This window comes from Methylocystis sp. Sn-Cys (assembly GCF_016745395.1).
Classification (GTDB): Bacteria; Pseudomonadota; Alphaproteobacteria; order Rhizobiales; family Beijerinckiaceae; genus Methylocystis; species Methylocystis iwaonis.
Window position 1 is genome coordinate 358,590 of the sequence record NZ_JAERVJ010000004.1, and the last position, 20,131, is coordinate 378,720.

Annotated in this window: 19 protein-coding genes and 1 pseudogene; 8 read left to right on the forward strand and 12 right to left on the reverse strand. The window is 64.5% G+C overall.

From position 1 onward, the window contains the following. The first annotated feature begins 109 nt into the window (after positions 1-109). Positions 110-1,147 (forward strand): transglycosylase SLT domain-containing protein, encoded by a 1,038-nt coding sequence (locus JJT62_RS11110; RefSeq protein WP_202072814.1) that lies wholly within the window; start codon positions 110-112, stop codon positions 1,145-1,147. A gap of 80 nt (positions 1,148-1,227) precedes the next feature. Here the strand turns inward: JJT62_RS11110 and JJT62_RS19555 are convergent. From JJT62_RS19555 to argC, 3 genes and pseudogenes are all read right to left on the reverse strand, one after another. Next, positions 1,228-1,356: pseudogene (locus JJT62_RS19555) on the reverse strand (N-acetyl-gamma-glutamyl-phosphate reductase); the annotation flags it as partial. A 64-nt stretch (positions 1,357-1,420) separates the two neighbouring features. Then, a complete protein-coding gene (locus JJT62_RS11120) occupies positions 1,421-1,558 on the reverse strand; it encodes a hypothetical protein (protein WP_370568520.1) in 138 nt (45 codons plus the stop codon). Positions 1,559-1,620: 62 nt separating this feature from the next. After that, the gene (gene argC / locus JJT62_RS11125) at positions 1,621-2,547 is read right to left on the reverse strand and encodes an N-acetyl-gamma-glutamyl-phosphate reductase (protein WP_202072815.1); all 927 of its coding nucleotides are present in this window, start codon (positions 2,545-2,547) and stop codon (positions 1,621-1,623) included. An 87-nt stretch (positions 2,548-2,634) separates the two neighbouring features. Here argC and JJT62_RS11130 point away from each other — a divergent pair, with 87 nt between their 5' ends. Next, positions 2,635-3,099 carry a flavodoxin family protein gene (locus tag JJT62_RS11130; protein ID WP_370568521.1) on the forward strand — a complete coding sequence of 155 codons (465 nt, stop codon included), beginning with the start codon at positions 2,635-2,637 and terminating at the stop codon, positions 3,097-3,099. A 131-nt stretch (positions 3,100-3,230) separates the two neighbouring features. Here the strand turns inward: JJT62_RS11130 and JJT62_RS11135 are convergent, their stop codons facing one another. The 6 genes from JJT62_RS11135 to rplM all read right to left on the reverse strand — a co-directional run bounded on the left by JJT62_RS11135 (position 3,231) and on the right by rplM (position 8,966). Beyond that, a complete protein-coding gene (locus tag JJT62_RS11135; protein ID WP_202072816.1) occupies positions 3,231-4,004 on the reverse strand; it encodes an outer membrane protein in 774 nt (257 codons plus the stop codon). A 716-nt stretch (positions 4,005-4,720) separates the two neighbouring features. Next, on the reverse strand, positions 4,721-6,088 hold the full coding sequence (locus tag JJT62_RS11140) for an HTH domain-containing protein (RefSeq protein WP_202072817.1): 1,368 nt from the start codon (positions 6,086-6,088) through the stop codon (positions 4,721-4,723). 140 nt (positions 6,089-6,228) lie between these two features. After that, positions 6,229-6,699: a cupin domain-containing protein gene (locus JJT62_RS11145; RefSeq protein ID WP_210340627.1), complete on the reverse strand. Its 471-nt coding sequence runs from the start codon at positions 6,697-6,699 to the stop codon at positions 6,229-6,231. Positions 6,700-6,856: 157 nt separating this feature from the next. After that, a complete protein-coding gene (locus tag JJT62_RS11150) occupies positions 6,857-7,645 on the reverse strand; it encodes a hypothetical protein (RefSeq protein WP_202072818.1) in 789 nt (262 codons plus the stop codon). A 365-nt stretch (positions 7,646-8,010) separates the two neighbouring features. Continuing rightward, positions 8,011-8,493 carry a 30S ribosomal protein S9 gene (rpsI, locus tag JJT62_RS11155; protein ID WP_202072819.1) on the reverse strand — a complete coding sequence of 161 codons (483 nt, stop codon included), beginning with the start codon at positions 8,491-8,493 and terminating at the stop codon, positions 8,011-8,013. A gap of 2 nt (positions 8,494-8,495) precedes the next feature. Further along, positions 8,496-8,966, reverse strand: a complete 471-nt coding sequence (gene rplM / locus JJT62_RS11160; RefSeq protein WP_202072820.1) for a 50S ribosomal protein L13 — start codon at positions 8,964-8,966, stop codon at positions 8,496-8,498. A 204-nt stretch (positions 8,967-9,170) separates the two neighbouring features. Here rplM and JJT62_RS11165 point away from each other — a divergent pair, with 204 nt between their 5' ends. Together JJT62_RS11165 and JJT62_RS11170 are read left to right on the forward strand one after the other, a co-directional pair. Then, the gene (locus JJT62_RS11165) at positions 9,171-9,446 is read left to right on the forward strand and encodes an AbrB/MazE/SpoVT family DNA-binding domain-containing protein (RefSeq protein WP_202072821.1); all 276 of its coding nucleotides are present in this window, start codon (positions 9,171-9,173) and stop codon (positions 9,444-9,446) included. Next, positions 9,433-9,822 (forward strand): type II toxin-antitoxin system VapC family toxin, encoded by a 390-nt coding sequence (locus JJT62_RS11170; protein WP_202072822.1) that lies wholly within the window; start codon positions 9,433-9,435, stop codon positions 9,820-9,822. Before JJT62_RS11165 ends, JJT62_RS11170 begins: the two co-directional genes overlap by 14 nt. Before the next feature lie 79 nt (positions 9,823-9,901). On the opposite strand, the gene JJT62_RS11175 is transcribed toward JJT62_RS11170, so the two are convergent. After that, positions 9,902-11,206, reverse strand: coding sequence for an ammonium transporter (locus JJT62_RS11175; RefSeq protein ID WP_202072823.1), 1,305 nt, complete (start codon positions 11,204-11,206; stop codon positions 9,902-9,904). A gap of 154 nt (positions 11,207-11,360) precedes the next feature. Next, positions 11,361-11,699 (reverse strand): P-II family nitrogen regulator, encoded by a 339-nt coding sequence (locus tag JJT62_RS11180; RefSeq protein WP_202072824.1) that lies wholly within the window; start codon positions 11,697-11,699, stop codon positions 11,361-11,363. A gap of 295 nt (positions 11,700-11,994) precedes the next feature. Between JJT62_RS11180 and JJT62_RS11185 the strand changes: the two genes are divergently transcribed. From JJT62_RS11185 to JJT62_RS11195, 3 genes are all read left to right on the forward strand, one after another. After that, positions 11,995-14,904: a caspase domain-containing protein gene (locus JJT62_RS11185; protein WP_202072825.1), complete on the forward strand. Its 2,910-nt coding sequence runs from the start codon at positions 11,995-11,997 to the stop codon at positions 14,902-14,904. A gap of 168 nt (positions 14,905-15,072) precedes the next feature. After that, positions 15,073-15,873, forward strand: a complete 801-nt coding sequence (locus JJT62_RS11190) for an autoinducer binding domain-containing protein (protein WP_202072826.1) — start codon at positions 15,073-15,075, stop codon at positions 15,871-15,873. A gap of 57 nt (positions 15,874-15,930) precedes the next feature. Then, the gene (locus JJT62_RS11195; protein ID WP_202072827.1) at positions 15,931-16,638 is read left to right on the forward strand and encodes an acyl-homoserine-lactone synthase; all 708 of its coding nucleotides are present in this window, start codon (positions 15,931-15,933) and stop codon (positions 16,636-16,638) included. Positions 16,639-16,993: 355 nt separating this feature from the next. On the opposite strand, the gene JJT62_RS11200 is transcribed toward JJT62_RS11195, so the two are convergent. Continuing rightward, positions 16,994-17,131 (reverse strand): hypothetical protein, encoded by a 138-nt coding sequence (locus JJT62_RS11200; RefSeq protein ID WP_202072828.1) that lies wholly within the window; start codon positions 17,129-17,131, stop codon positions 16,994-16,996. A gap of 599 nt (positions 17,132-17,730) precedes the next feature. Here JJT62_RS11200 and ftsH point away from each other — a divergent pair. Beyond that, positions 17,731-19,656 carry an ATP-dependent zinc metalloprotease FtsH gene (gene ftsH, locus JJT62_RS11205; RefSeq protein ID WP_202072829.1) on the forward strand — a complete coding sequence of 642 codons (1,926 nt, stop codon included), beginning with the start codon at positions 17,731-17,733 and terminating at the stop codon, positions 19,654-19,656. Positions 19,657-20,131: the final 475 nt, after the last annotated feature.

Here is a 20,131-nt window from a genome sequence, read left to right on the forward strand (position 1 = left end):
CCGCGCCGAATATGGCGCGGGGGTGGCGCGCGCCGTCGCTCTTTCGCCGTTCCTTCTGCGTAACTTCTTGTTAAGGCCGCTGTTGCGGCGCAGGGAGCCGACGAGAAGAATGACGGATTATTCGCAGCCCGCATTGGGGTCCGCGCCCGGCATGAGTTTGGGCGACCGCTGGGCGTCGATCCTTGAAGGCCGCGCTTTCCCGATCATTCTTCGCACGGCTTGTGTCGGCGTCATCCTTTCGACGCTCGCGGCGCTGAGCTTCTCGGTCAAGCGCGTGGCGGCGCCCCGCTATGAGCGCGTCGCCCGCGCCGCGAAGCCGCACGCGCCCCCGACGCCTTTCATGCAATTGACGCGGGGTGACGACGAGGCCGCGCTCGACAGCGACTTCTCGCTCGAGCAGGCGGCGCTGACCTGGGCGCATCGCCTCGGCGCGGAGGGCGAGACCGCCTCCGACGCGCCCGGCGTGATGCGCTTCGGTTCGGTGAAGGTGCACAAGTCGATCGTCGAGCGCGTCGTGAAGGCCGCGAACCAGACCGAGATGGACCCGGCGCTGCTCATGGCCATCGCCGACAAGGAATCCGCCTTCTCGACCACCGCCAAGGCGCGCACCTCCTCGGCGAGCGGGCTCTTTCAATTCGTCGAGAAGACCTGGCTTCAGGCGGTCAAGAATTTCGGTCATCTCTACGGCCGCGAGGAGGAGGCGAACGCCATCGCCGACGGCGCAGACGCCATCGGGCGCGTCGCGCCGCAGCAGCGCGCCAAAATCCTCAGCCTGCGCAACGATCCCTATCTTTCGGCGGCGCTGGCGGCGCAGATGCTGAAGAAGGACGGCTCCAAGATCGCCGAGAAGATCGGCCGCCAGCTCACGCCGGGCGAGACCTATCTCATCCACTTCCTCGGGCCGGAGGACACCGAACGCTTCATGCAGGCGCTGATCGAGAAGCCGACGATGTCGGCCGCCGCTTTGCTGCCCAAGCCCGCCCGCGCCAACAGGCCGATCTTCTACGCCCAGCAAGGCCGCAAGCTCAAAGCCAAATCGGTGAGCGAGGTGCACGAGGCCTTCGAGACCATGATGGGCACGCGCACCAGCCGCTACGAGGATGTGGCGCAGAAGCTGCCGGCGGGCGTGACGGCCTATACGGAATGAACATGATGCGCGCCTGAAGGCGCGCGGTCCGGACGCGGCCATGGACCGCGGGCCTTCAGGCCCGCTTGCCGCCGCCGATCCATCAGATCGAGACTCTGCACCGCCGCGCCTGACGCGCGCTTGCCGAGATTGTCGAAACGCGCAACCAGCACGGCATGGCGCCGCGGCTCATTGGCGAAGACGAAAACCTCCATGTCGTCGGTGCCATTAGGGAGTGATGCCCGTGCGCGCCTGAAGGCGCGCGGTCCGGACGCCGCCATGGACCGCGGGCCTTCAGGCCCGCTTGCCGCCGCCGATCATCAGATCGAGATTTTGCACCGCCGCGCCTGACGCGCCCTTGCCGAGATTGTCGAGACGCGCAACCAGCACGGCGTGGCGCCGCGGCTCATTGGCGAAGACGAAAACATCCACGTCGTGATGCCCGTGCGCGCCTGAAGGCGCGCGGTCCGGACGCCGCCATGGACCGCGGGCCTTCAGGCCCGCTTGCCGCCGCCGATCATCAGATCGAGATTTTGCACCGCCGCGCCCGACGCGCCCTTGCCGAGATTGTCGAGACGCGCGACCAGCACGGCGTGACGCCGCGCCTCATTGGCGATGACGAAAACCTCCATGTCGTCGGTGCCGTTGAGCGCGAGCGCGTCAAGGCGGCCGGCCGCCGGCGGCGGCACGACGCGCACATGCGGCGCGCCCTCGTAATGGCGCCGATAGGCGGCCTCGACATCCGCCGCCTCGGGCTTGCCCGGCAAAGCGTCGAGCGCCAGCGGGATCGACACAAGCATGCCCTGGCGGAAATTGCCGACTGACGGCACGAACAGCGGGCGCACGGAGAGCTTCGCATAGGCCATGATCTCGGGCAGATGCTTGTGCTCAAGAGAAAGCCCGTAAAGCTCGAAGGCCGGAGCCTCGCCCTTCTCGTAAGACTCGATCATCTGCCGTCCGCCGCCCGAATAGCCGGAGACTGCGTTGATCGTAAGTTGCTGGTCGGGCTGAATAAGGCCGGCGTCGACGAGCGGGCGCAGCAGCGCGATGGAGCCAGTGGCGTAGCAGCCGACATTGGCGACGCGCGCCGCTTTGGCGATCGCCTCCGGCTGGCCGGCGCAGAGCTCCGGAAAGCCATAGACCCAGCCGGGCGCGACGCGATGCGCGGTCGAGGCGTCGAGCAGGCGCGGGGCCTTGTCGCCGAGCGCGTCGCAAAGGGCGACCGTCTCCTTGGCGGCGTCGTCGGGTAGGCAGAGAATGGCGATGTCGACGGCGGCGAGGATGGCGCGCTTGGCCTCGACATCCTTGCGCTTTTCGGCGGGAATCGCGACGATTTCGATGTCGGCGCGGCCAGCGAGCCGCTCACGGATTTCGAGGCCCGTTGTGCCGGCGTCGCCGTCGATGAAGATCTTGGTGGTCATTGGCCCTGTCATCCCGCGGAAAGCGCGCGTTTATGAGCGGGTTGGATGATGGCTGCGTGACGCCTTGTCAACATAGAGTGTGTTCAGGTGAGGAAGCAGCTCCTTCTCATCGCGCATGCGCCTTCCGCCAATCTGCGGCGCATGCGCGACGCGCTTGTCGAGGGCGCGAGTGCGCCGGAGTTCGAGACGGTCGAGGCGCGCCTCCTAAACCCCTTCGAGGCGCAGCCAGAAGACGTGCTGGCGGCCCAGGCGGTCATTCTCCTGACGCCTGAAAATCTGGGCTACATGAGCGGCGCGCTGAAGGACTTCTTCGATCGCTGCTATTATCCCTGCCTCGACCATTCGCAGGGGCTTCCCTACGCGATGTGTATCCGCGCCGGCAGCGACGGGACCGGCGCGCGGCGGGGCGTCGAGACGATCGTCACGGGGCTGAGATGGCGGGCGATTCAGCCGCCGCTGATCTGCCGAGGCGACTGGCGCGAGGATTTTGTCCAGCAATGCCGAGAGTTGGGGACGTTGGCCGCAGCGGGATTGGACGCCGGGGTGTTTTGACCGCCCGCGGACGACTTTGGTTCGCAATCCCCGATACGACAAAACCCCCAGCTTCGCTTGCGCGAAAGCCGAGGGTTGCGTTGAAGAGAACCCGGCCGGGAGGTCGGGTTCTTGTCGGCCGGAAAGCCGTATCAGTATTTCGCGAGGACCGGAGCCGACCCGCCGAACAGGTTGAAGTGATAGTTCACGCCCGCGCGAACCGTGTGGAAGCGGGTGTGGTTGTTGACGTTGTTCAGCCCGAAGCCGGGGTTGAAGAACTGGTTCTGGTTGTTGCCGCTGATATCCGTGTAGAGATATTCGGCCTTGGCCGACCAGTTCGGCAGGAACAGCCACTCGACGCCGCCGCCGGCGGTCCAGCCGGTCTGCACGACGCTGTTCTGGTTCCACCAGAAGTTACGCTGCACGTCGCCGTAAGCGAAGCCGCCCGTGCCATAGACCAGCAGGGTGGGCGTAAAGAGCCAGCCCAGACGGCCGCGAACCGTGCCGAACCAGTTGATGCGGGCCGTGGCGTTGAGGCCGCCCCAGCCGCCCCAGGGACCGAAGCCGCCCCAAAGCCAGGGGTTGTTGTTGTTGCCGCCCGAGCCGATGCTCGTGCCCTGGAAGTCGGTCTCGATGCCGACGAGGAAGCTCTGGCCGAACTGATAATTATAGCCGATCTGGCCGCCGCCGACGACGCCGCCGGTGTTGTTTCCGCCATTATTCCAGCCCCAGCCCCAGACATTGGAGGAGGTGTGGTCCTGCCAGCCGCCGCCGAGGTTCAAACCGGCGTAGAAACCCGTCCACAACGGCGGCGGGGGGGGCGGCGGGACATAAACGGGGGCTTCCTTGCGGGAGGGAAGATCCGCGGCCAGCGCCGACCCGAGCGCGAGGAGTGAGGCCGTCGCAATTAAGAATATTCTTTTCATTTTATTGCCCTTTCTCTGAATTTGAGGAGGCGGTCCGCTTGGGGGCCGAACACTCATGCATCCGTTTCTTAGCCCAGAATTGGTTTGAATGGTGTTTCCAGGTGAGGGACTCGGTCAGTTATTGTATTGATGTGGCATATTTGATACAGATAGCCTGTGGCTTTGCTATTCGTTTTAAAGCATTACTAAGTAACAATCCGTATTGCGACCGTGACCTTTGGTTTAAACAATCGCAAGCTTTGCTGCTAAAGCATTATGAATGCACAGAATCACGCTCGCGCGGCGGCCTCTGGAAATGTACACGAAGCCGGCTGTCTTCCCGGCCATCCGCGCGGGCTTCCGGGCCGCTGGCGCCACAAGCTCGAGCCTATTTTCTCGCCGGGCGCTTTTACTGGTTCTGCTTCTTTTTATACCATTTCGGTTTGAATAGCTCCCGTCGGGCGCTTGTCATTCCCGACGGGCCGAAGGCCCGATCTGGAATCCAGAGCCGCAAAAGCGCTGGTTTTGCCCAGAACCCGTCACTGCGAGCGAAGCGAAGCAATCCAGGGCAGCGATGCGGCCCTGGGTTGCTTCGTCGGCTCCGCCTCCTCGCAATGACGGCGGTGATTTCCTGTGCGTCGAAGCTGCGCGTCGGGAGTGGCGCCTAACAGCGGACCTCGTATTATACCTATGAAGTCGCTGCACAGCCCTATCGTTGAAAGGAGATCAACGCGCGCTCATGCGGGCTCCCACGCCTGCTTGGACGCAAGCTTTTCCGCCTGTGCGGCGGCGCGCCGCCGTGCTGGGCGATTTTCCAAGCCGCTCCAATAAGCCTCGAACTCCGGGCGCTTGTCGATCACGCCGACGCGCATTCCAAAGCCGATCATCGAACCAACGTAAGCGTCCGCGGCGGTGAAAGCGTCGCCGGCAATATAACGACGACCCGCCAAAGCCCTTGCCAGCGTTTCGATCACGGCGTCGTAAGAGCCATAGCCAAAGCGCGCCCGCATGTCCGGCGCTGGATCCCAGCCGGCAGCGTGATTGCTCATCGCCGGCTCCACGCAGCCGGCCGCGAAAAACAGCCAGCGATAGTAGTCGCCGCGCGCCTCAGGCGCCGGCGCGAGCCTGGCTTGCGGGAAGGCGTCGGCGAGATAGGCGCAGATTGCGGCGGTTTCCGTCACCACCGTATCCCCGTGCCGGATAGCCGGGACTTTGCCCATCGGATTGATGGCCAGATACTCCGGCGCTTTCATCGTTGTTCCGTATTCCTTCACGTCGATCGAATAAGGCGCGCCGATCTCCTCCAACACCCAATGAACGACCATGCCGCGCGATTGCGGATGGGTGTAGAAAACAAGCTCCTTCGTCATGGCTGATCCCTTCGTCTGTGCTGAGACGCGGCGACCATAAGCAAGCACACTGTCAGCTTCTGTCAGCATATTTTGCCGCCACTCCTTCAACAGCGTTTGACGCCGTCGCGGTGGGCGTTCCTCTAAAATCCGCGCGGTTTCGATCCGGTCGGAGCGGAAATGACGGAATGCTCCCCGCAACTCACACCAGCCGGCGAGAACGCGGGCGGACTCGAAAAAGCCGAGCGCCACTGGCCACACGATCCGCTCTGTACGCAGGCATTTCTCGTCGCGATAGGACAAAGCGAGTTTGCGCTCTTCGCGTAACGCCCGCCGTAGCGCCGCTAATTCGACATGCTGCGGTCGTTCCCTTCCCGAGCCGACGATAAGCGCGTCGTCGTCCAATCGAGCTTTTAGGTCTCGAGGCAGAACGGCCGAGATTTTAGCTATGGCGTTGCGCGCCGCGTCGGAAAGCGAATCGTCGGTGCGTCGCGCCACCCATTTTGCGCCAAGCGCCAGCGCTTCGATCTCCTCACGTGAGAACATGAGCGGGGGCAGAAGGAAACCGGGCCGAAGCACATATCCGACGCCTGGCTCGCCTTCGATTTCAGCCCCTAGCGCCTGCAAGGCGGCGATGTCGCGATAGAGCGTTCGCAGAGAGACGCCCGCCTCACGCGCGAGCTCCGCCCCGCTCACGGGCCCGCGGCGGCGGCGCAGCATCTGCAAGAGTTCGAATAATCGATGCGTGCGAGACATGACGGCAGAATATCATCGTCTCTGGTCAGGACTTGGCAGTTTGATCCCCTCGCTCGAGCCGGCAAACTGAATCCCGATTTCCAAAACAGCTCGCAAGACGGGTCGCCGTTGGCGCAGTGAAATGCCGGCTTATCGTTTCTCTACTTCTTCGGCAGCAGGATCACATGTTCCTGCTCCTCGCCGTCATTGCGCGCCACGATGGCGATGGCCGGCTCGGTCTTGCTCAGATTTGTCGGCTGATGCGGCACGTCGGCGGGGATGTAGATGAAATCGCCGGCGACATTCACGACGCTCTTTTCGAGATGCTCGCCATATTTGGTTTCGACCGTCCCTTGCAGCAGATAGATCGCCGACTCATAGCCCTTGTGGACATGCGCCTGCGCCGAGGCGCCCGGCGGAATGACCACCTTGAGCAAAGACAGCCCCTTGGCGCCGGCGTTTTTCCCGGAAATCCCAGGGAAGAAGGGCAGGGCCTGTTTCGAGGTCGAGGCCTCCCCCACGCGGACAGTGACGACGTCCTTGCCGTCCTTGGAGCCGATGATTTGTGGATCGCCGGCGAGGGCCGGGGCGGCTATGGCGAAGAAGGCGAGCGTGACGATCGAAAGGCGCATGGGCAAGCTCTGGACAGATTGATTGAGTTGGAAGGCGACGGCGACCCATCTCGCCGAGAAAAAGGCAAGGCGCCGCCAGTCTTTGATTTTATCGTAACCGAGCGAGTTCTTACGGTTTTTCGATGGCGCAACGCAAGGCTCTGTCCCCGCTCGTCATTCATGGTCGGCCGGGCGCTGCTGCCGGCTCGAGTGCGCCGAGCTGTTCCAGCGCCATATTCAGGGGCGCCGCGGACATTCTGATCAGGCCACGATTGGGCGTGTCGAGGTCGAGGGTCAATAGGATAGCCATGGCCATGCACAGCGCCACCACCGTCATTGTGCCGATCGCCGTAGCGTTGGACGGCGCCACGACTCCATAGCTGACGAAAACGCCGCAAAGCCAGAAGATCAGAATGGCTAGAAACGGCCATTGTATCCGCCCATCCGAGCCGGAATATTTCAACCAACGATACGCGCCGAGATCATTCGCGAGGCCGAGCGCCGTCGAGCGAAGCCATGTTTCACGCTCGTTTTGCGGCGAGAGCTGCAAAAGTTTCAACTGAAGCTTGTTGACGCCGATTCCCTTCCGCGTCTTCTCCGTATTGAACCCTTCCGCCGCGGCGATGTCGATCCGCTCGACGCCGCGTTTCACAAGATCACGCAGCATCTGCCTGCTCTCATTGGCGGCTGCGCCATATTTCGCAAGGGTGGAATCGAGCGCGATGATCTTGGACGCGCTGTCCTCTACCTCATTGCTGCGCTGCTCGAACGACGTGGTCGCGGAAGCGATGATCAGACCAAGCGTCAGCGACGCGAGCGCCACCAGCATGCGGCGGGCTTCCTTGATGAGGTCGCGATTGCGGTCCGTCATCTGCGTGTCGGGCAGATTATGCGCGAGCCACAGGCCGCCGAGCGAGGAGGCCATGAAAGCGAGGAAGGATAGAACGCTGACGAACAACGGGTTCATCAGTTACTCCAATTTGACCGCGGGCAGACCGCCTGCATGCCGGGAGCTGGCACTTTACCTGTTCAATGTGCGCCGAGGTAGAGCTTGCCGTGTCGCTGGAGTTCTGCGCGCTCGACGGAGGGTAACCGAAATTTGGGAAAACGCTCGGTGAGGGGCCTTGTCATTCCCGGCGGGCTGGAAGCCCGACCGGGAATCCAGAGCCCCAAAAGCGCTGGTTTGGCTCTGGATTCCCGATCGCTCGCTTTGCGAGCGTCGGGAATGACAACGAACCAATCGAGCGGATCTCGTATAAAAGCAAAAAAGCCGGGCAGAGCCCGGCTTCGTCGCCTCGGTGTGTCGAGGAAGGCGCCGCGGCGCCTGTCGCTTTAGCGCTTCGAGAACTGGAAGCTGCGGCGAGCCTTGCGCTTGCCGTATTTCTTGCGCTCGACCACGCGGGAGTCGCGGGTGAGGAAGCCTTCCTTCTTGAGCGCCGAACGCAGCTCGGGCTCGTAATGGGTCAGCGCCTTGGCGAGGCCGTGGCGCACCGCGCCGGCCTGACCCGAGAGGCCGCCGCCAGCGACCGACACCATGACGTCGTACTGGTCGACGCGCTTGGCGACGCCGAGCGGCTGCTGCAGAATCATGCGCAGCACCGGACGGGCGAAATAGACTTCGATGTCGCGGCCGTTGACCGTGATCTTGCCTGAGCCCGGCTTGATCCACACGCGGGCGACGGCGTTCTTGCGCTTGCCGGTGGCGTAGGCGCGGCCATATTTGTCGAGCTTCTGCTCGTATCTCGGCGCTTCGACCGCGGCGGCGACGGCCGCCTGATTGAGGTCGGCGAGCGAGGAAAGGGTGGTCTCGGCCATAATCAGGCGCTCCGGCTATTCTTGGCGTTCAGGGCGGCGACGTCGAGCGTCACGGGGCTCTGCGCCTCGTGCGGATGCGTGGCGCCCTTGTAGACGCGCAGGTTTCCGAGCTGCTGACGGCCGAGCGGGCCACGCGGCAGCATGCGCTGCACGGCCTTCTCCAGGATGCGCTCCGGGAAACGGCCTTCGAGAAGGAACTTGGCCGAGCGCTCCTTGATGCCGCCCGGGAAGCCCGTGTGATAGTGATAGACCTTCTGGTCGCGCTTGCGGCCGGTCAGCACCACCTTGTCGGCGTTGATGACGATGATGTTGTCGCCATCGTCCATATGGGGGGTGAAGGTGGCCTTGTGCTTGCCGCGCAGGCGCAGCGCGATGAGCGAAGCGAGGCGGCCGACGACGAGCCCGGAGGCGTCGATCAGCACCCATTTCTTTTCGATGTCGGCGGGCTTCGCCGAATAGGTCTTGCCAAACATGGGATGCGAGTTCCGTCTGAACGAACTGTTCGGATGCGGGTGGATAGGGGATGCGGGGGCGGGGGTCAAGCAAATAATATGGATTGTTCGGTCTGTGTCGCCCAGAAAACAAGGTGCGCCAGCGTTATGGTGTCTTAATACCGTATATTGCGGCCACGCCATGATCTGGGCTATCTTACCGCGTCTTACTTTTGAGGTGGTCAAATGGGTTCCGCCGAAAAGCGAACGGTGCGGCTGTCGACGAAAGGGCAGGTTGTCCTTCCCAAATCAATCCGAAAAAGCCGGAATTGGGATGCTGGGGCCGCTTTGACCGTAGAGGAAACGCCCGAGGGCGTTTTGCTGAAAGAGGCCCCGCTCTTTGCCCCTACGCGTGTCGAGGATGTCTTCGGCATGCTCGAATACGCCGGCCCCGCCAAGACGATCGAGGAGATGGACGCCGCCGTCCTTGCAGAGGCGAAGCGTCGTCATGCTCGCGATTGATCCGAATGTGCTCGTGCGCTTCCTGGTGAAGGATGATCCCGAGCAGTCGCTGAAGGCGCGGGCGCTGATCGAGCAGGAAACGATTTTCGTGGCGTTGACCGTGTTGCTCGAAGCCGAATGGGTTCTACGCAGCGCCTATCGGTTCGAGCGGGAGCGGCTCCTGAAAGCCTTCCGCGCATTCGCGGGCCTAAAAACCGTCGTGATCCAGGACCCGCGCGCGCTGTCGAAGGCCATCGCGTGGGCGGAAGCCGGGATGGATTTTGCTGACGCGCTGCATCTCGCGCAAATGGGGCAGAGCGAGGCCTTCGCGACCTTCGATGCGCGACTAGCGAAAGCGGCGAAAAGGATGGGCGCGGCGGAGGTGCGGGGGCTATAGGCGCCGGGAGTTGGTCGAAAAACGAAGGCCCTCCCACCGGCTTCCCGGAGAGAGGGCCATTTTTACATACACCGGCCCGCTACTGATGATGCAGCGCCTCGCCATGCAGCGCGATGTCGAGCCCCTCGCGCTCGTCGTCGCCGGTCACGCGCAGGCTCGTGAAGAGCGACACGATCTTCAGCGAGATCAGCGTCCCGATCGCGCACCAGCCGATCGTCACGCCGACGCCGATGGCCTGCACCACGAATTGATGCGCGTCGCCTTCCAGCAGTCCCGCGACGCCGGGATCGCTGTCCGAGGCCGTGATCGCGCGGGTCGCGAAGACGCCGGCCATCAGCGTGCCTATGATGCCGCCGACGCCATGGACGCCAAAGACGTCGAGCGAGTCGTCATAATTGAATTTGTGTTTGGCGACCGTGCAGAACCAATAGCAGACGCCGCCGGCGATCAGCCCGATGACCACGCCGTGCCAGGGCAGCACATAGCCCGAGGCCGGGGTGATGGTGCCAAGCCCCGCGACCGCGCCGGAGATGACGCCGAGCACGGAAGGCTTGCCGCGTTCAAGCCACTCCAGCCCGCTCCACACCAGCGCGCCCGAGCAGGCGGCAAGATGCGTGGCGACGATGGCGAAGACCGCGCGCGAATTGGCGCCGAGCGCCGAGCCGCCGTTGAAGCCGAACCAGCCGACCCAAAGAAGCCCGGTGCCGACCACGGCGAGCGAGACGTCGAAGGGGGAGAGGTTCTCGCGCCCAAAGCCGACGCGATTGCCCATCACCAGCGCGCAGACGAGGCCCGCGACGCCGGCGTTGATATGCACCACCGTGCCGCCGGCGAAATCCAGGAGGCCCATCTTCTGCAGGAAGCCGCCGCCCCACACCCAATGCGCCGAGGGCACATAGACGATAAAGAGCCAGACGACGCTGAAGACGATGAAGGCGGAAAATTTCATGCGCTCGGCGACCGAGCCGCCGACCAGCGCGCAGGTGATGACCGCGAAGGTCATCTGATAGGCCATGAAGAGGATTTCAGGGATGGTCTTGGCGAGCGGGCTCACCGTGTCGATCCCGACGCCCGAGAGCAGGACGCGCGCCGTATCGCCGATCAAGGGGCCGTCGCCGGAGAAGACGAGGCTGTAGGCGATCGCGATCCACAGCAGCGAGACGACCGCCGTGGCGATGAGGCTCTGCGCCATTGTCGCCAGCACGTTCTTCTTGCGCACCATGCCGCTGTAGAACAGCGCGAGCCCGGGCAGCGTCATCATCAGCACGAGCGCGGTCGCGACGATCATGAAGGACGTGTCGGCGCCGTCGATCTTGGGGGCGTCCTGCGCAAGGGCAGGGGTGGCGATGAGGGCGCCCGCAAGCGCCGAGAACAGTTTCTTCATTGGGGGCTTTCAGCTTCTTGGTTGATTTTTGAGCGTTTCTTCGGGCGCCGCCGTCATTGCGAGGAGCGAAGCGACGAAGCAATCCAGGGCCGGGATGACGCTCTGGATTGCTTCGCTGCGCTCGCAATGACGGTCGGCTGTTACAGGCGGCGTCCTACAGCGCCTCCTGGTCCCTCTCGCCGGTGCGGATCCGGATCGCGCTTTCGAGCGGCGTGATGAAAATCTTGCCGTCGCCGATATGGCCGGTGCAGGCGGCCTTGCGGATCGCCGCGACGACGCCCTCGACGCGGTCGTCGGTCGTGGCGATTTCAATTTGCAGCTTCGGGAGGAAGGAGACCATATATTCCGCGCCGCGGTAGATCTCGGCGTGGCCCTTCTGGCGCCCATAGCCCTTGACCTCGGTCGTCGTCATGCCATGGACGTCGACGGCCAGAAGAGCGTCGCGCACTTCATCGAGCTTGAAGGGTTTGATGATGGCGGTGATGATCTTCATTCGAGCATTTTGCTTTCATTGCCAGCAGGATGGGCGTTTTGTCAGCAATGCTCGTGCCAGCCTGCGCAATATCTATACGAGGCGACGCCTATCAGGGCGTCAGCCTGCCCGCTTGATCGTCACACGGGCGCCTTGCGCTTAAAAATTCCACAAATTGTTCAAGAAATTGGCTGTGACTGACCGCTCTGCCGCCTTTTGCGTCCCCGCATCGTTCAGCATAGGTTCAGCGGAAGACGCTGAATAACAAGAAGAAGCTTCGGGTCGGCGACTCCAGGGGAGCCAGGGGAGATTGAGTATGCTTCGAATTCGAGCGCTTTTGGCGGCAGCGGCCGCGCTGTTGGCGCTTGCCGCCGGATCAGGCGCCTTGGCCGCCGAACGGCGGCTTGCGCTTGTCATCGGCGAGTCGGCCTATCCGGCCAAGCCGCTGCCCACGGCCGCGAATGACGCCGGGCTCGTCGCGCAGACCTTGCAGGCGGCGGGCTTCGACGTCACCGGCGCGCGCGATCTCGACGAGGCGGCGCTGAAACAGGCGTTCCGAGATTTCCTGGACAAGGCCGCCGCGGCGGGGCCGGACGCCGTCGCCTTCGTCTATTTCTCCGGCTACGGCCTGCAGCTCGAAGGCGAAAATTACCTCGTGCCGGTCGACGCCGCTTTGGCGCGCGATGTCGACATCCCCATGCGCACGCTGCGCGTCTCCGACTATTTGAAGCCGCTTACGGCGTCGGGCGCAAAGCTCGCCGTTGTCGCGCTCGACGCCGCGCGCGCCAATCCCTTCCAACTGGCGGGCCAGCCGCTCGCCGGCGGCCTTGCGCTTTATGAGCCGGGGGGCAGGGCGCTGCTGGCCTATAACGCCGCGCCGGGGACAATCGCGCCGGGCGAGACCGGCGACTATGGCGCCTACGCCCATGCGCTCGCGGAAATGATCCGCGACGGCGGCCGCCCGCTCATGGACGTCTTCGAAAACACCCGCCTGCGCGTTTCGGATGTCACCAAAGGCGCGCAAATCCCGTGGAACTCCCAGCGCGTCGACACGGATTTCCTGTTTTTCCAGCGTGAGGCCAATGCGCCTGTGCGCAGCGAGGATGTGGCGCGGCTGGCGAAGCCGATCAGCGCGCTCGGGCCGGAAGCGGGTTTCTCGGCCGCGATCCGCCGCGACACGCTGCAGGGATACCAGGATTACGTGGCGACCTATCCCGCGGCGCCCTACGCCAAGCGGGCGCGGGCCATTCTCGCGGCGCGGCGCGAGGCCCTGACCTGGCGCCGGTCGCGCGTCGTCGATACGCCCAACGCCTATTGGACCTATCTACGTCGTTACCCCAAAGGCCCGCATGCCTGGGACGCGCGCCGTCGCCTTGCCGAGCTGCGCTATGAGCTCGAGCCGCCGCCGCGTTTCGCGATGATCGACTATGATTATCCGCCGCCGCCGCCCGACGAGATCATCTATGTCGAGCAGCCGGTCGTCTTCTTCGACGATCCGATGTGGGGCTTCGCGCCGCCGCCGCCTCCGCCGGTCTATCTGCTGCCGCCGCCGCCGCCGGATTTCGTGGTCCTGCCGCCGCCCGTCGTCATCGCGGAGCCCTATGCGCTACCGGCGCCGCAATATGTCCCGATCCCCGTCTGGCAGCGGGCGCCCGATTACATCGCCCCGCCGCCGGATAATTTCATCTACGCCAATGCTCACAACTCCGTGGTCGTGGACCCGCAGGCCAATAATGTCATCGTGCGCAAGCCGGGCGGCGGCGTGATCTCGACCGAGACGCTCACCGCCGCCGGGGTAGGGGCGGCCGCAGTCGCCGTCGGCGCGGCGCTGCCGAACTTCATCGCCAAGCGCAACGCGATCCAGCCCGCCGGCGTGGCCCAGCCGCCCGTCGGCGCGCCGGGGGCTATTCCAACAGCGCCGGCGCCGGTCGCTCCTGCCTATGTGACACCGACGCCACAGGCGCCGGGAGGGACGGCAGGCGTTCCTGCTGGCGCTGCCCCGGCGGCTCCGATCGGCGCCGCTCCGCTGGCGCCGGCACCGGCGGCTGTCGCGCCAAATGCGCTGCCGCCTGCCGGGTCGGGAGCGCCTAACCCAAACGCGCCCGTCGGTGCGCCGCACGGAATCGGCGCGCCCGCGACCTTGCCGGCGGGCCCCGCCGGAGCGACGTCGCCGGGCGCCCAGCCGTTGAAGGATCATGCTCTGCCGCTTCCGCCGGCCGCAGGCGGCGCGGCCCACGATCCCAACGGCGCGCCGCAGGTCGGCAAGCCGGGCGCCCCGCTCACGCCGCCGCCGGCGGCCGAGGGCGCGCTCAAAAATCAGGTGCTTCCCACGCCGGCTGGCGCTGGCGCCGCTGGTCTGGGCGCCTCAGAAAAGGCGGCGCCTCTTTCGCCTCCCGGCGGGCACACGCCCGCCGCAGCGGAGATGCCGGGTCAAGCCTTGCCCGCGCGCCGCAACGCGGCACCGGGCGCGGCGCATCAGCCGGAGCAGCTTCCGTCTGGCCGCGAGCCGATCGGCGGCGCTAGCGGACGCCATGCGCCCTCGCCCCCCGTTGGGTCGGGCGGGCTTCCCCCGCTTGGCGGCGAACCAGCGGGAACAGTTGGCGACAAGCCGGCGCGAGGGACGCCCGCGATAGGTCCGGCGCGCGGGCTCGATCCTTCCGGCGCGATGGCGCCCCATGGGCCGGGACCGAAAAACCTCGCGCCCGGCCAGCCGCATCCGCCGGCGCCGCAAGGCGTCCTCGGCGGCCCGACTGCGGCGCCGCATCGGGCGATCGAGCCTGCACATGAGCCGATGATGCGCGGTCCGGCGGGCGGACAGCCCCATATGGCGCCCTCGCCGATGCGGGAGCCTCCGGGCGGTTTGCGGGAGACGGCGCCGCGCGGCGCGGTTCCGCCGATGCGGGCCGCTCCGAATGACGCCATGCCCCCGCGGCCGGAAGGCGCGGCGCCGCATGTTCGCGCCGCGCCGCCGCCCGGCTATGGCATGCCGCCGCAGACGCATCAAATTGCGCCGCCCGCGATGCATGCGCCGCCGCCCGCGCCCTCGCCGACGCCGCCCGCCGCCTTCATGCGACAACCGCCCGCGCCGCCGCCTCAAGCCGCGCCGCCGGCGCCGCGCCCAGCCGCAGCCCCGCCGCATCCCCAGCCGAATAAAGAAGGCCCGGGTCCGCATGGCGGTGGGGGAGGTTTTGGAGGACCGCCGCCCGGATTTGGCGGAATGCATTAGCCAATAAAGACTTCGCCAAAAACTTGAGCCCGGCCGCAACGCCGGGCTTTTTCGATGCTGCCGAGCATTCGCGAGAGGACTCCAATTCTCGTTGTTTACATTCAAACTGGAGAGTAGAGTTAATAGCAATATTCTCTTTCTTTCTTTTGCAACCCCGCGTTTTGCATCATGCACAGCGACGATTTCTTCGATCTCATCGATCGGCTGGCTCAGGCCGATCGTATTGAAACAGCCTCGAAAATTATGGAGCGTTTCCTGCAGGAGCGGGGGCTTCATAATGGCGCTTACGCCGCATTGAACATGCCGACGCCCGGCGGCGCGCGGCCGCTCCTTGCGCTCACCTATTCCGGCGAATGGCAGAAGCATTACGCCCAGAGCGGCTACGTCGATCTCGACCCGATCGTTCGCGCTGGACTGGGCGGCTTTCTGCCCATCGACTGGGCGGAGATCGACCGCAGCGACCCGGTCATCCGAAAATTTTTCGGCGAGGCGCAGGAATTGGACGTGGGCCTGAATGGCCTCTCTATTCCGATGCGTGGCCGCGCGGGAGAATTTGCGCTCTTTACCGTTACGAGCAATGAGACCGGCGCGGCCTGGCGGTCCCTGAAGCAGGAATTGCTGCGCGATCTCGTCATGCTGGCGTTCAACTTCCATGCAGCCGCGCTGCGCTCATGCGCGCCTGGGCCGGAAGCCCCTATTCATTTGCCGCAGCGCGAAGCCGCCTGTCTGCGTTGGAAGGCGCTCGGCAAGACGGATGACGAGATCGCCCGCATTCTCGGCATCAGCTCGCATACGGTCCGTTTCCACCTCGAATCTGCGCGCGCCCGGCTCAATACCGCCAACACGACGCATACGGTGGCGAAGGCGCTCGCGCTCGGTCTCATCAGTATGTCCTACGAGCCGAACCATCTGCTCGCGAAGAAACGTAATCGACCGGATAACGGCGGACCTCCCATTTCTGGGAGGTGATTAAATAGTTAAGTTCAAGTCAGCTTTCGCCCGCAGAAACGCAAGCGGGGTTGGGAAATGATCAAGATCATACCCGGAGAGTGGCGCGGACGTTTCCCGCGTCTTATCGATGAAATGCACAAGCTGCGGCGCGGCGTCTTTTACGAGCGTCTCAAATGGCAGGTGACGGTCATCAACCGTTGGGAAATAGACGGCTATGACGCGCTCGATCCGCTCTATGTCCTGTCCCTGGACGAAAATGAGCGCGTCATCGGCGGGCTGAGGCTCTTGCCCACCACCGGCTTCAACATGCTCAACGACACCTTCCCGCAACTGCTGCCGGAGGGTGCGCGGATTCAAAGTCCGCTCATTTGGGAGTCCAGCCGTTTCGCCGTGCGAATGACCGGAGACGTCGGGATCGACTCGCGGATCATCAGCCGCGCCACCGCCGAGCTCGGCATGGCGCTCAACGAAATCGGCAAGGCGGCGGCGCTCACGCATGTCGTCACCGTTTACGACCGCGTCATGCATCGCATGCTGATGCGCGTCGGCTGCGCCGGCGAGCCGCTGGGCCCTCCGCAAACCATCGGCGGCGTGGAGACCTACGCAGTCCTCTATGAAGTCGGGCCCGGTTGGGATCCGCATGTGGGGCGCCTGGCGGGCGGCAGCGTCACGCTCGAACCTGAGGACAGGGCGGCCGTACTGGCGCGGCGGGGTCCGGCCTTTTCCTCACAGGCGAAAGGAATTTCCGGCGGCGAAGGAGGCCAAGCATGTTTCAGGATGTGACGCTCAAAAGATCGGCGCGACGCGACTCGAAGCTGGAGGACGCCTGTCGGCGTCCGCGCGGCCCAAACGCGCAAGGCTTTTATCCCTGCGCTCTGCTCGACGCGTTGGATGAGCGCGCGCTTCTGATCGCGCTGCTCGATCGGCGGCGACGTTATGAGAAGGGCCGCAACTGGCTGAGAAATTTGCGCAGGGACGTGGACGCTTTGGCGCAAAGCTCGAGAGAGCCGGGCGGTCGGCGGCGAAGCCCATCGCGGAGGGGAGGGCGCGCGACGCCAGCGGCGCCGAGGGAGCGCCCGCGGCGCCGGGAGCCGTGAGATCATCGACGCGCGTCCGCCGATGGACGCGCGTCTCCGTATCAGTTGACGTAAGCGGTAATCGCGAAGGTAACGGCCGCGGCGGCGGCAAGGATCGAGACGATGGCGGCGAACGAGTTCATGGCGCTTCCCTCTGCCTTTTGCTTTGCCGTTGACGGTTTTTTGTTTTTGGATTCCATCAAGGGCGCGACGAAATAACGCGCCCCTTTCCCGAAAGGCGCAAGCGGGAAAAGTTGTTGCGATGCACGCCAAAAGAGTATTCGAGCGCCGTTCCGAGCGGCAGCGTCGCGGGCCGAGCGTCAACGAAATGAACGCTGAACGACGCACGCCGCGCCGCAACGACGATCCCCAGTGGGGACTGACGCAGATCAAGCGGCTGCCCAAAGCTTTGTTTTGAATAAGGTGCAAAACAGGGGTTTTGAGGCTGCCTACAAATTAGGCTGGAGAGTAATGGCCCAAAAATATGCCTAAGAAATAATCTGCAACCTCATAATCTTTCGCACGCGCGGGGATGTTTCCACGGGTCTTCGGGAGCTGGCCCTGAAATTGCGTTGTTGGGCTCGAGAACACGCTCGGGGGGCTGCCTCAATGACCTGACCTGCACTGCAGCAATTGAATCTTAGGCGAATTATGGATCTGATTTGGCTAATTCGCCATCCTGACCTAGGATGAGGGCAACCACATATCCAGGCAGGCGAGGGCTATGCCCTCAGCCGCAGGGCTAATAATCGGACGAAGCGCCCCCCAGATACAGCGGGTCTCGTCCCAGGAGGTGCAAATGAAGGCGAATTGGAAGAAATATTTGCCTTGGGTCGTCTTCGTCGCCGTCGCAGGCATTCTGTTTGCCATGTTCCAGCAGCAGCAGACCCGCACGCCGGCGCGTGAGATCACGTTCAGCGAGCTGCTCGTGCAGATCGACGAGGGCCGCGTTCATGACGTCGTGATCTCGGGCAATGAAATCTCCGGCCATTTCAGCGACAATCGCAGCTTCACGACCTATGCGCCGAATGATCCGTCGCTGGTGCAGAAGCTCGAAGCCAAGAAGGTGCAGATCAGCGCCAAGCCGGCGGGCGACAATCCAAGCTGGCTGTCGACGCTGCTCGTGAATGGTCTGCCGCTGCTGCTCTTCATCGGCGTGTGGATCTATATGGCGCGTCAGATGCAGGGCGGGGCCGGCGGCCGGGCCATGGGCTTCGGCAAATCCAAGGCCAAGCTCCTCACCGAGTCTCAGGGCCGCGTCACCTTCGAGGACGTCGCCGGCGTCGACGAGGCCAAGGAAGATTTGCAGGAGATCGTCGAGTTTCTGCGCGATCCGGGCAAGTTCCAGCGGCTCGGCGGACGCATCCCGCGCGGCGTGCTGCTCGTCGGCCCGCCCGGCACGGGTAAGACGCTGCTCGCCCGCGCCATCGCCGGCGAAGCGGGCGTGCCCTTCTTCTCGATCTCGGGCTCCGACTTCGTCGAAATGTTCGTGGGCGTCGGCGCGAGCCGCGTGCGCGACATGTTCGAGCAGGCCAAGAAAAACGCGCCCTGCATCATCTTCGTCGACGAAATCGACGCGGTCGGCCGCCATCGCGGCGCCGGCCTTGGCGGCGGCAACGACGAGCGCGAGCAGACCTTGAACCAGTTGCTCGTCGAGATGGACGGCTTCGAGGCCAATGAGGGGATCATCCTCATCGCCGCCACCAACCGCCCGGACGTGCTCGACCCGGCGCTGATGCGTCCCGGCCGCTTCGACCGCCAGATCCAGGTGCCGAACCCGGACTTCATCGGCCGCGAGAAGATCCTCAAGGTCCACGCCCGCAAGGTGCCGCTGGCGCCGGACGTCGACCTCAAGGTGGTGGCGCGCGGCACGCCGGGCTTCTCGGGCGCCGATCTCATGAACCTCGTCAACGAGGCGGCGCTGCTTGCGGCGCGGCGCTCGAAGCGCATCGTCACGAACCAGGAGTTCGAGGACGCGCGCGACAAGATCATGATGGGCGCGGAGCGCCGCACCCTGTCGATGACCGAGGAGGAGAAGAAGCTCACGGCCTATCACGAGGGCGGCCATGCGCTGGTGCAGCTGACGGTCCCCGGCGCGATGCCGATCCACAAGGCCACCATCATCCCGCGCGGCCGTGCGCTGGGCATGGTCCAGGGCCTGCCGGAACGCGATCAGGTCTCGCAGACCTTCGAGCAGCTCACGGCGATGCTGGCCATCGCCATGGGCGGCCGCGTGGCCGAGGAGCTGGTGTTCGGCCATGACAAGGTGACCTCGGGCGCGGCCTCGGACATTCAGCAGTGCACGCGGGTGGCGCGCGCCATGATCACGCAGCTCGGCTTCTCCGATAAGCTCGGCACGGTGGCTTACGCCGAGCCGCAGCAGGAGCAGTTCCTGGGCTATTCGCTCGGGCGCCAGCAGAGCCTGTCGGAGCAGACGCAGCAGACGATCGACGCGGAAGTGCGGCGTCTGGTGCAGGAGGCTTACGACAAGGCGACGCAGATCATGACCGAGAAGCGCGCGCAGCTCGACATGCTGGCCAATGGCCTCTTGGAGTTCGAGACGCTGACGGGCGAGGAGATGAAGGGCCTGCTCACCGGCAAGCGTCCGGTGCGCGAGGACACGAGCGCCCCGACGCCGCAGCCGCCGCGCGGCTCGGCTGTGCCCACGACCGGGCAGAAGCCGGAGCCGGATGTCGATGGTGGGGTCGCGCCGCAGCCGGTCTGATCGGCCCCGACTTAAGCGATAGAGGGCCCGGCCATGCGCCGGGCCCAGTCTTTTAACAAACCTCCGAGGCGGCCTCGTCCTTCGAGACGCGAGCGTCGCTCGCTCCTCAGGATGAGGCCTAAGTGTTTGAGGCAGATGCAGAAGCTCCTCATGCTGAGGAGCCTGCGCAGCAGGCGTCTCGAAGCGCGAGGGGCGTCATCGCCACTTTCTCAACAGTCTGAGCCCGGCCACGCGCCGGGCCTTTTCTTTTGCGCCGACGGATAGCCGTTTTTTCCTTTGCGTCGGCGACAAAGTCGCTGTCGAACCGGCTTGTGACGCGCAAGCTGCGTCAGCTTCGGGGGCGAGCCCCTCGAGAGCGATTCAAGGAGAAATCTTATGAGTTCGACGACAAGCACCGCAGCCGGCGCGGCTGCCGAAACATCCGTAGTCGATCTGCGCGGCATGTGGATCGGCCTTGCGGTTCTGAATGTTTTCT

Coding starts and splice junctions, on each gene's coding strand:
- JJT62_RS11110 (WP_202072814.1), top strand. CDS start 110: ATGACGGATTATTCGCAGCCCGCATTGGGGTCCGCGCCCGGCATGAGT.
- argC (WP_202072815.1), bottom strand. CDS start 2,547: ATGACCACCAAGATCTTCATCGACGGCGACGCCGGCACAACGGGCCTC.
- JJT62_RS11135 (WP_202072816.1), bottom strand. CDS start 4,004: ATGAAAAGAATATTCTTAATTGCGACGGCCTCACTCCTCGCGCTCGGG.
- JJT62_RS11140 (WP_202072817.1), bottom strand. CDS start 6,088: ATGTCTCGCACGCATCGATTATTCGAACTCTTGCAGATGCTGCGCCGC.
- JJT62_RS11145 (WP_210340627.1), bottom strand. CDS start 6,699: ATGCGCCTTTCGATCGTCACGCTCGCCTTCTTCGCCATAGCCGCCCCG.
- JJT62_RS11150 (WP_202072818.1), bottom strand. CDS start 7,645: ATGAACCCGTTGTTCGTCAGCGTTCTATCCTTCCTCGCTTTCATGGCC.
- rpsI (WP_202072819.1), bottom strand. CDS start 8,493: ATGGCCGAGACCACCCTTTCCTCGCTCGCCGACCTCAATCAGGCGGCC.
- rplM (WP_202072820.1), bottom strand. CDS start 8,966: ATGTTTGGCAAGACCTATTCGGCGAAGCCCGCCGACATCGAAAAGAAA.
- JJT62_RS11165 (WP_202072821.1), top strand. CDS start 9,171: ATGGGTTCCGCCGAAAAGCGAACGGTGCGGCTGTCGACGAAAGGGCAG.
- JJT62_RS11170 (WP_202072822.1), top strand. CDS start 9,433: ATGCTCGCGATTGATCCGAATGTGCTCGTGCGCTTCCTGGTGAAGGAT.
- JJT62_RS11175 (WP_202072823.1), bottom strand. CDS start 11,206: ATGAAGAAACTGTTCTCGGCGCTTGCGGGCGCCCTCATCGCCACCCCT.
- JJT62_RS11180 (WP_202072824.1), bottom strand. CDS start 11,699: ATGAAGATCATCACCGCCATCATCAAACCCTTCAAGCTCGATGAAGTG.
- JJT62_RS11185 (WP_202072825.1), top strand. CDS start 11,995: ATGCTTCGAATTCGAGCGCTTTTGGCGGCAGCGGCCGCGCTGTTGGCG.
- JJT62_RS11190 (WP_202072826.1), top strand. CDS start 15,073: ATGCACAGCGACGATTTCTTCGATCTCATCGATCGGCTGGCTCAGGCC.
- JJT62_RS11195 (WP_202072827.1), top strand. CDS start 15,931: ATGATCAAGATCATACCCGGAGAGTGGCGCGGACGTTTCCCGCGTCTT.
- JJT62_RS11200 (WP_202072828.1), bottom strand. CDS start 17,131: ATGGAATCCAAAAACAAAAAACCGTCAACGGCAAAGCAAAAGGCAGAG.
- ftsH (WP_202072829.1), top strand. CDS start 17,731: ATGAAGGCGAATTGGAAGAAATATTTGCCTTGGGTCGTCTTCGTCGCC.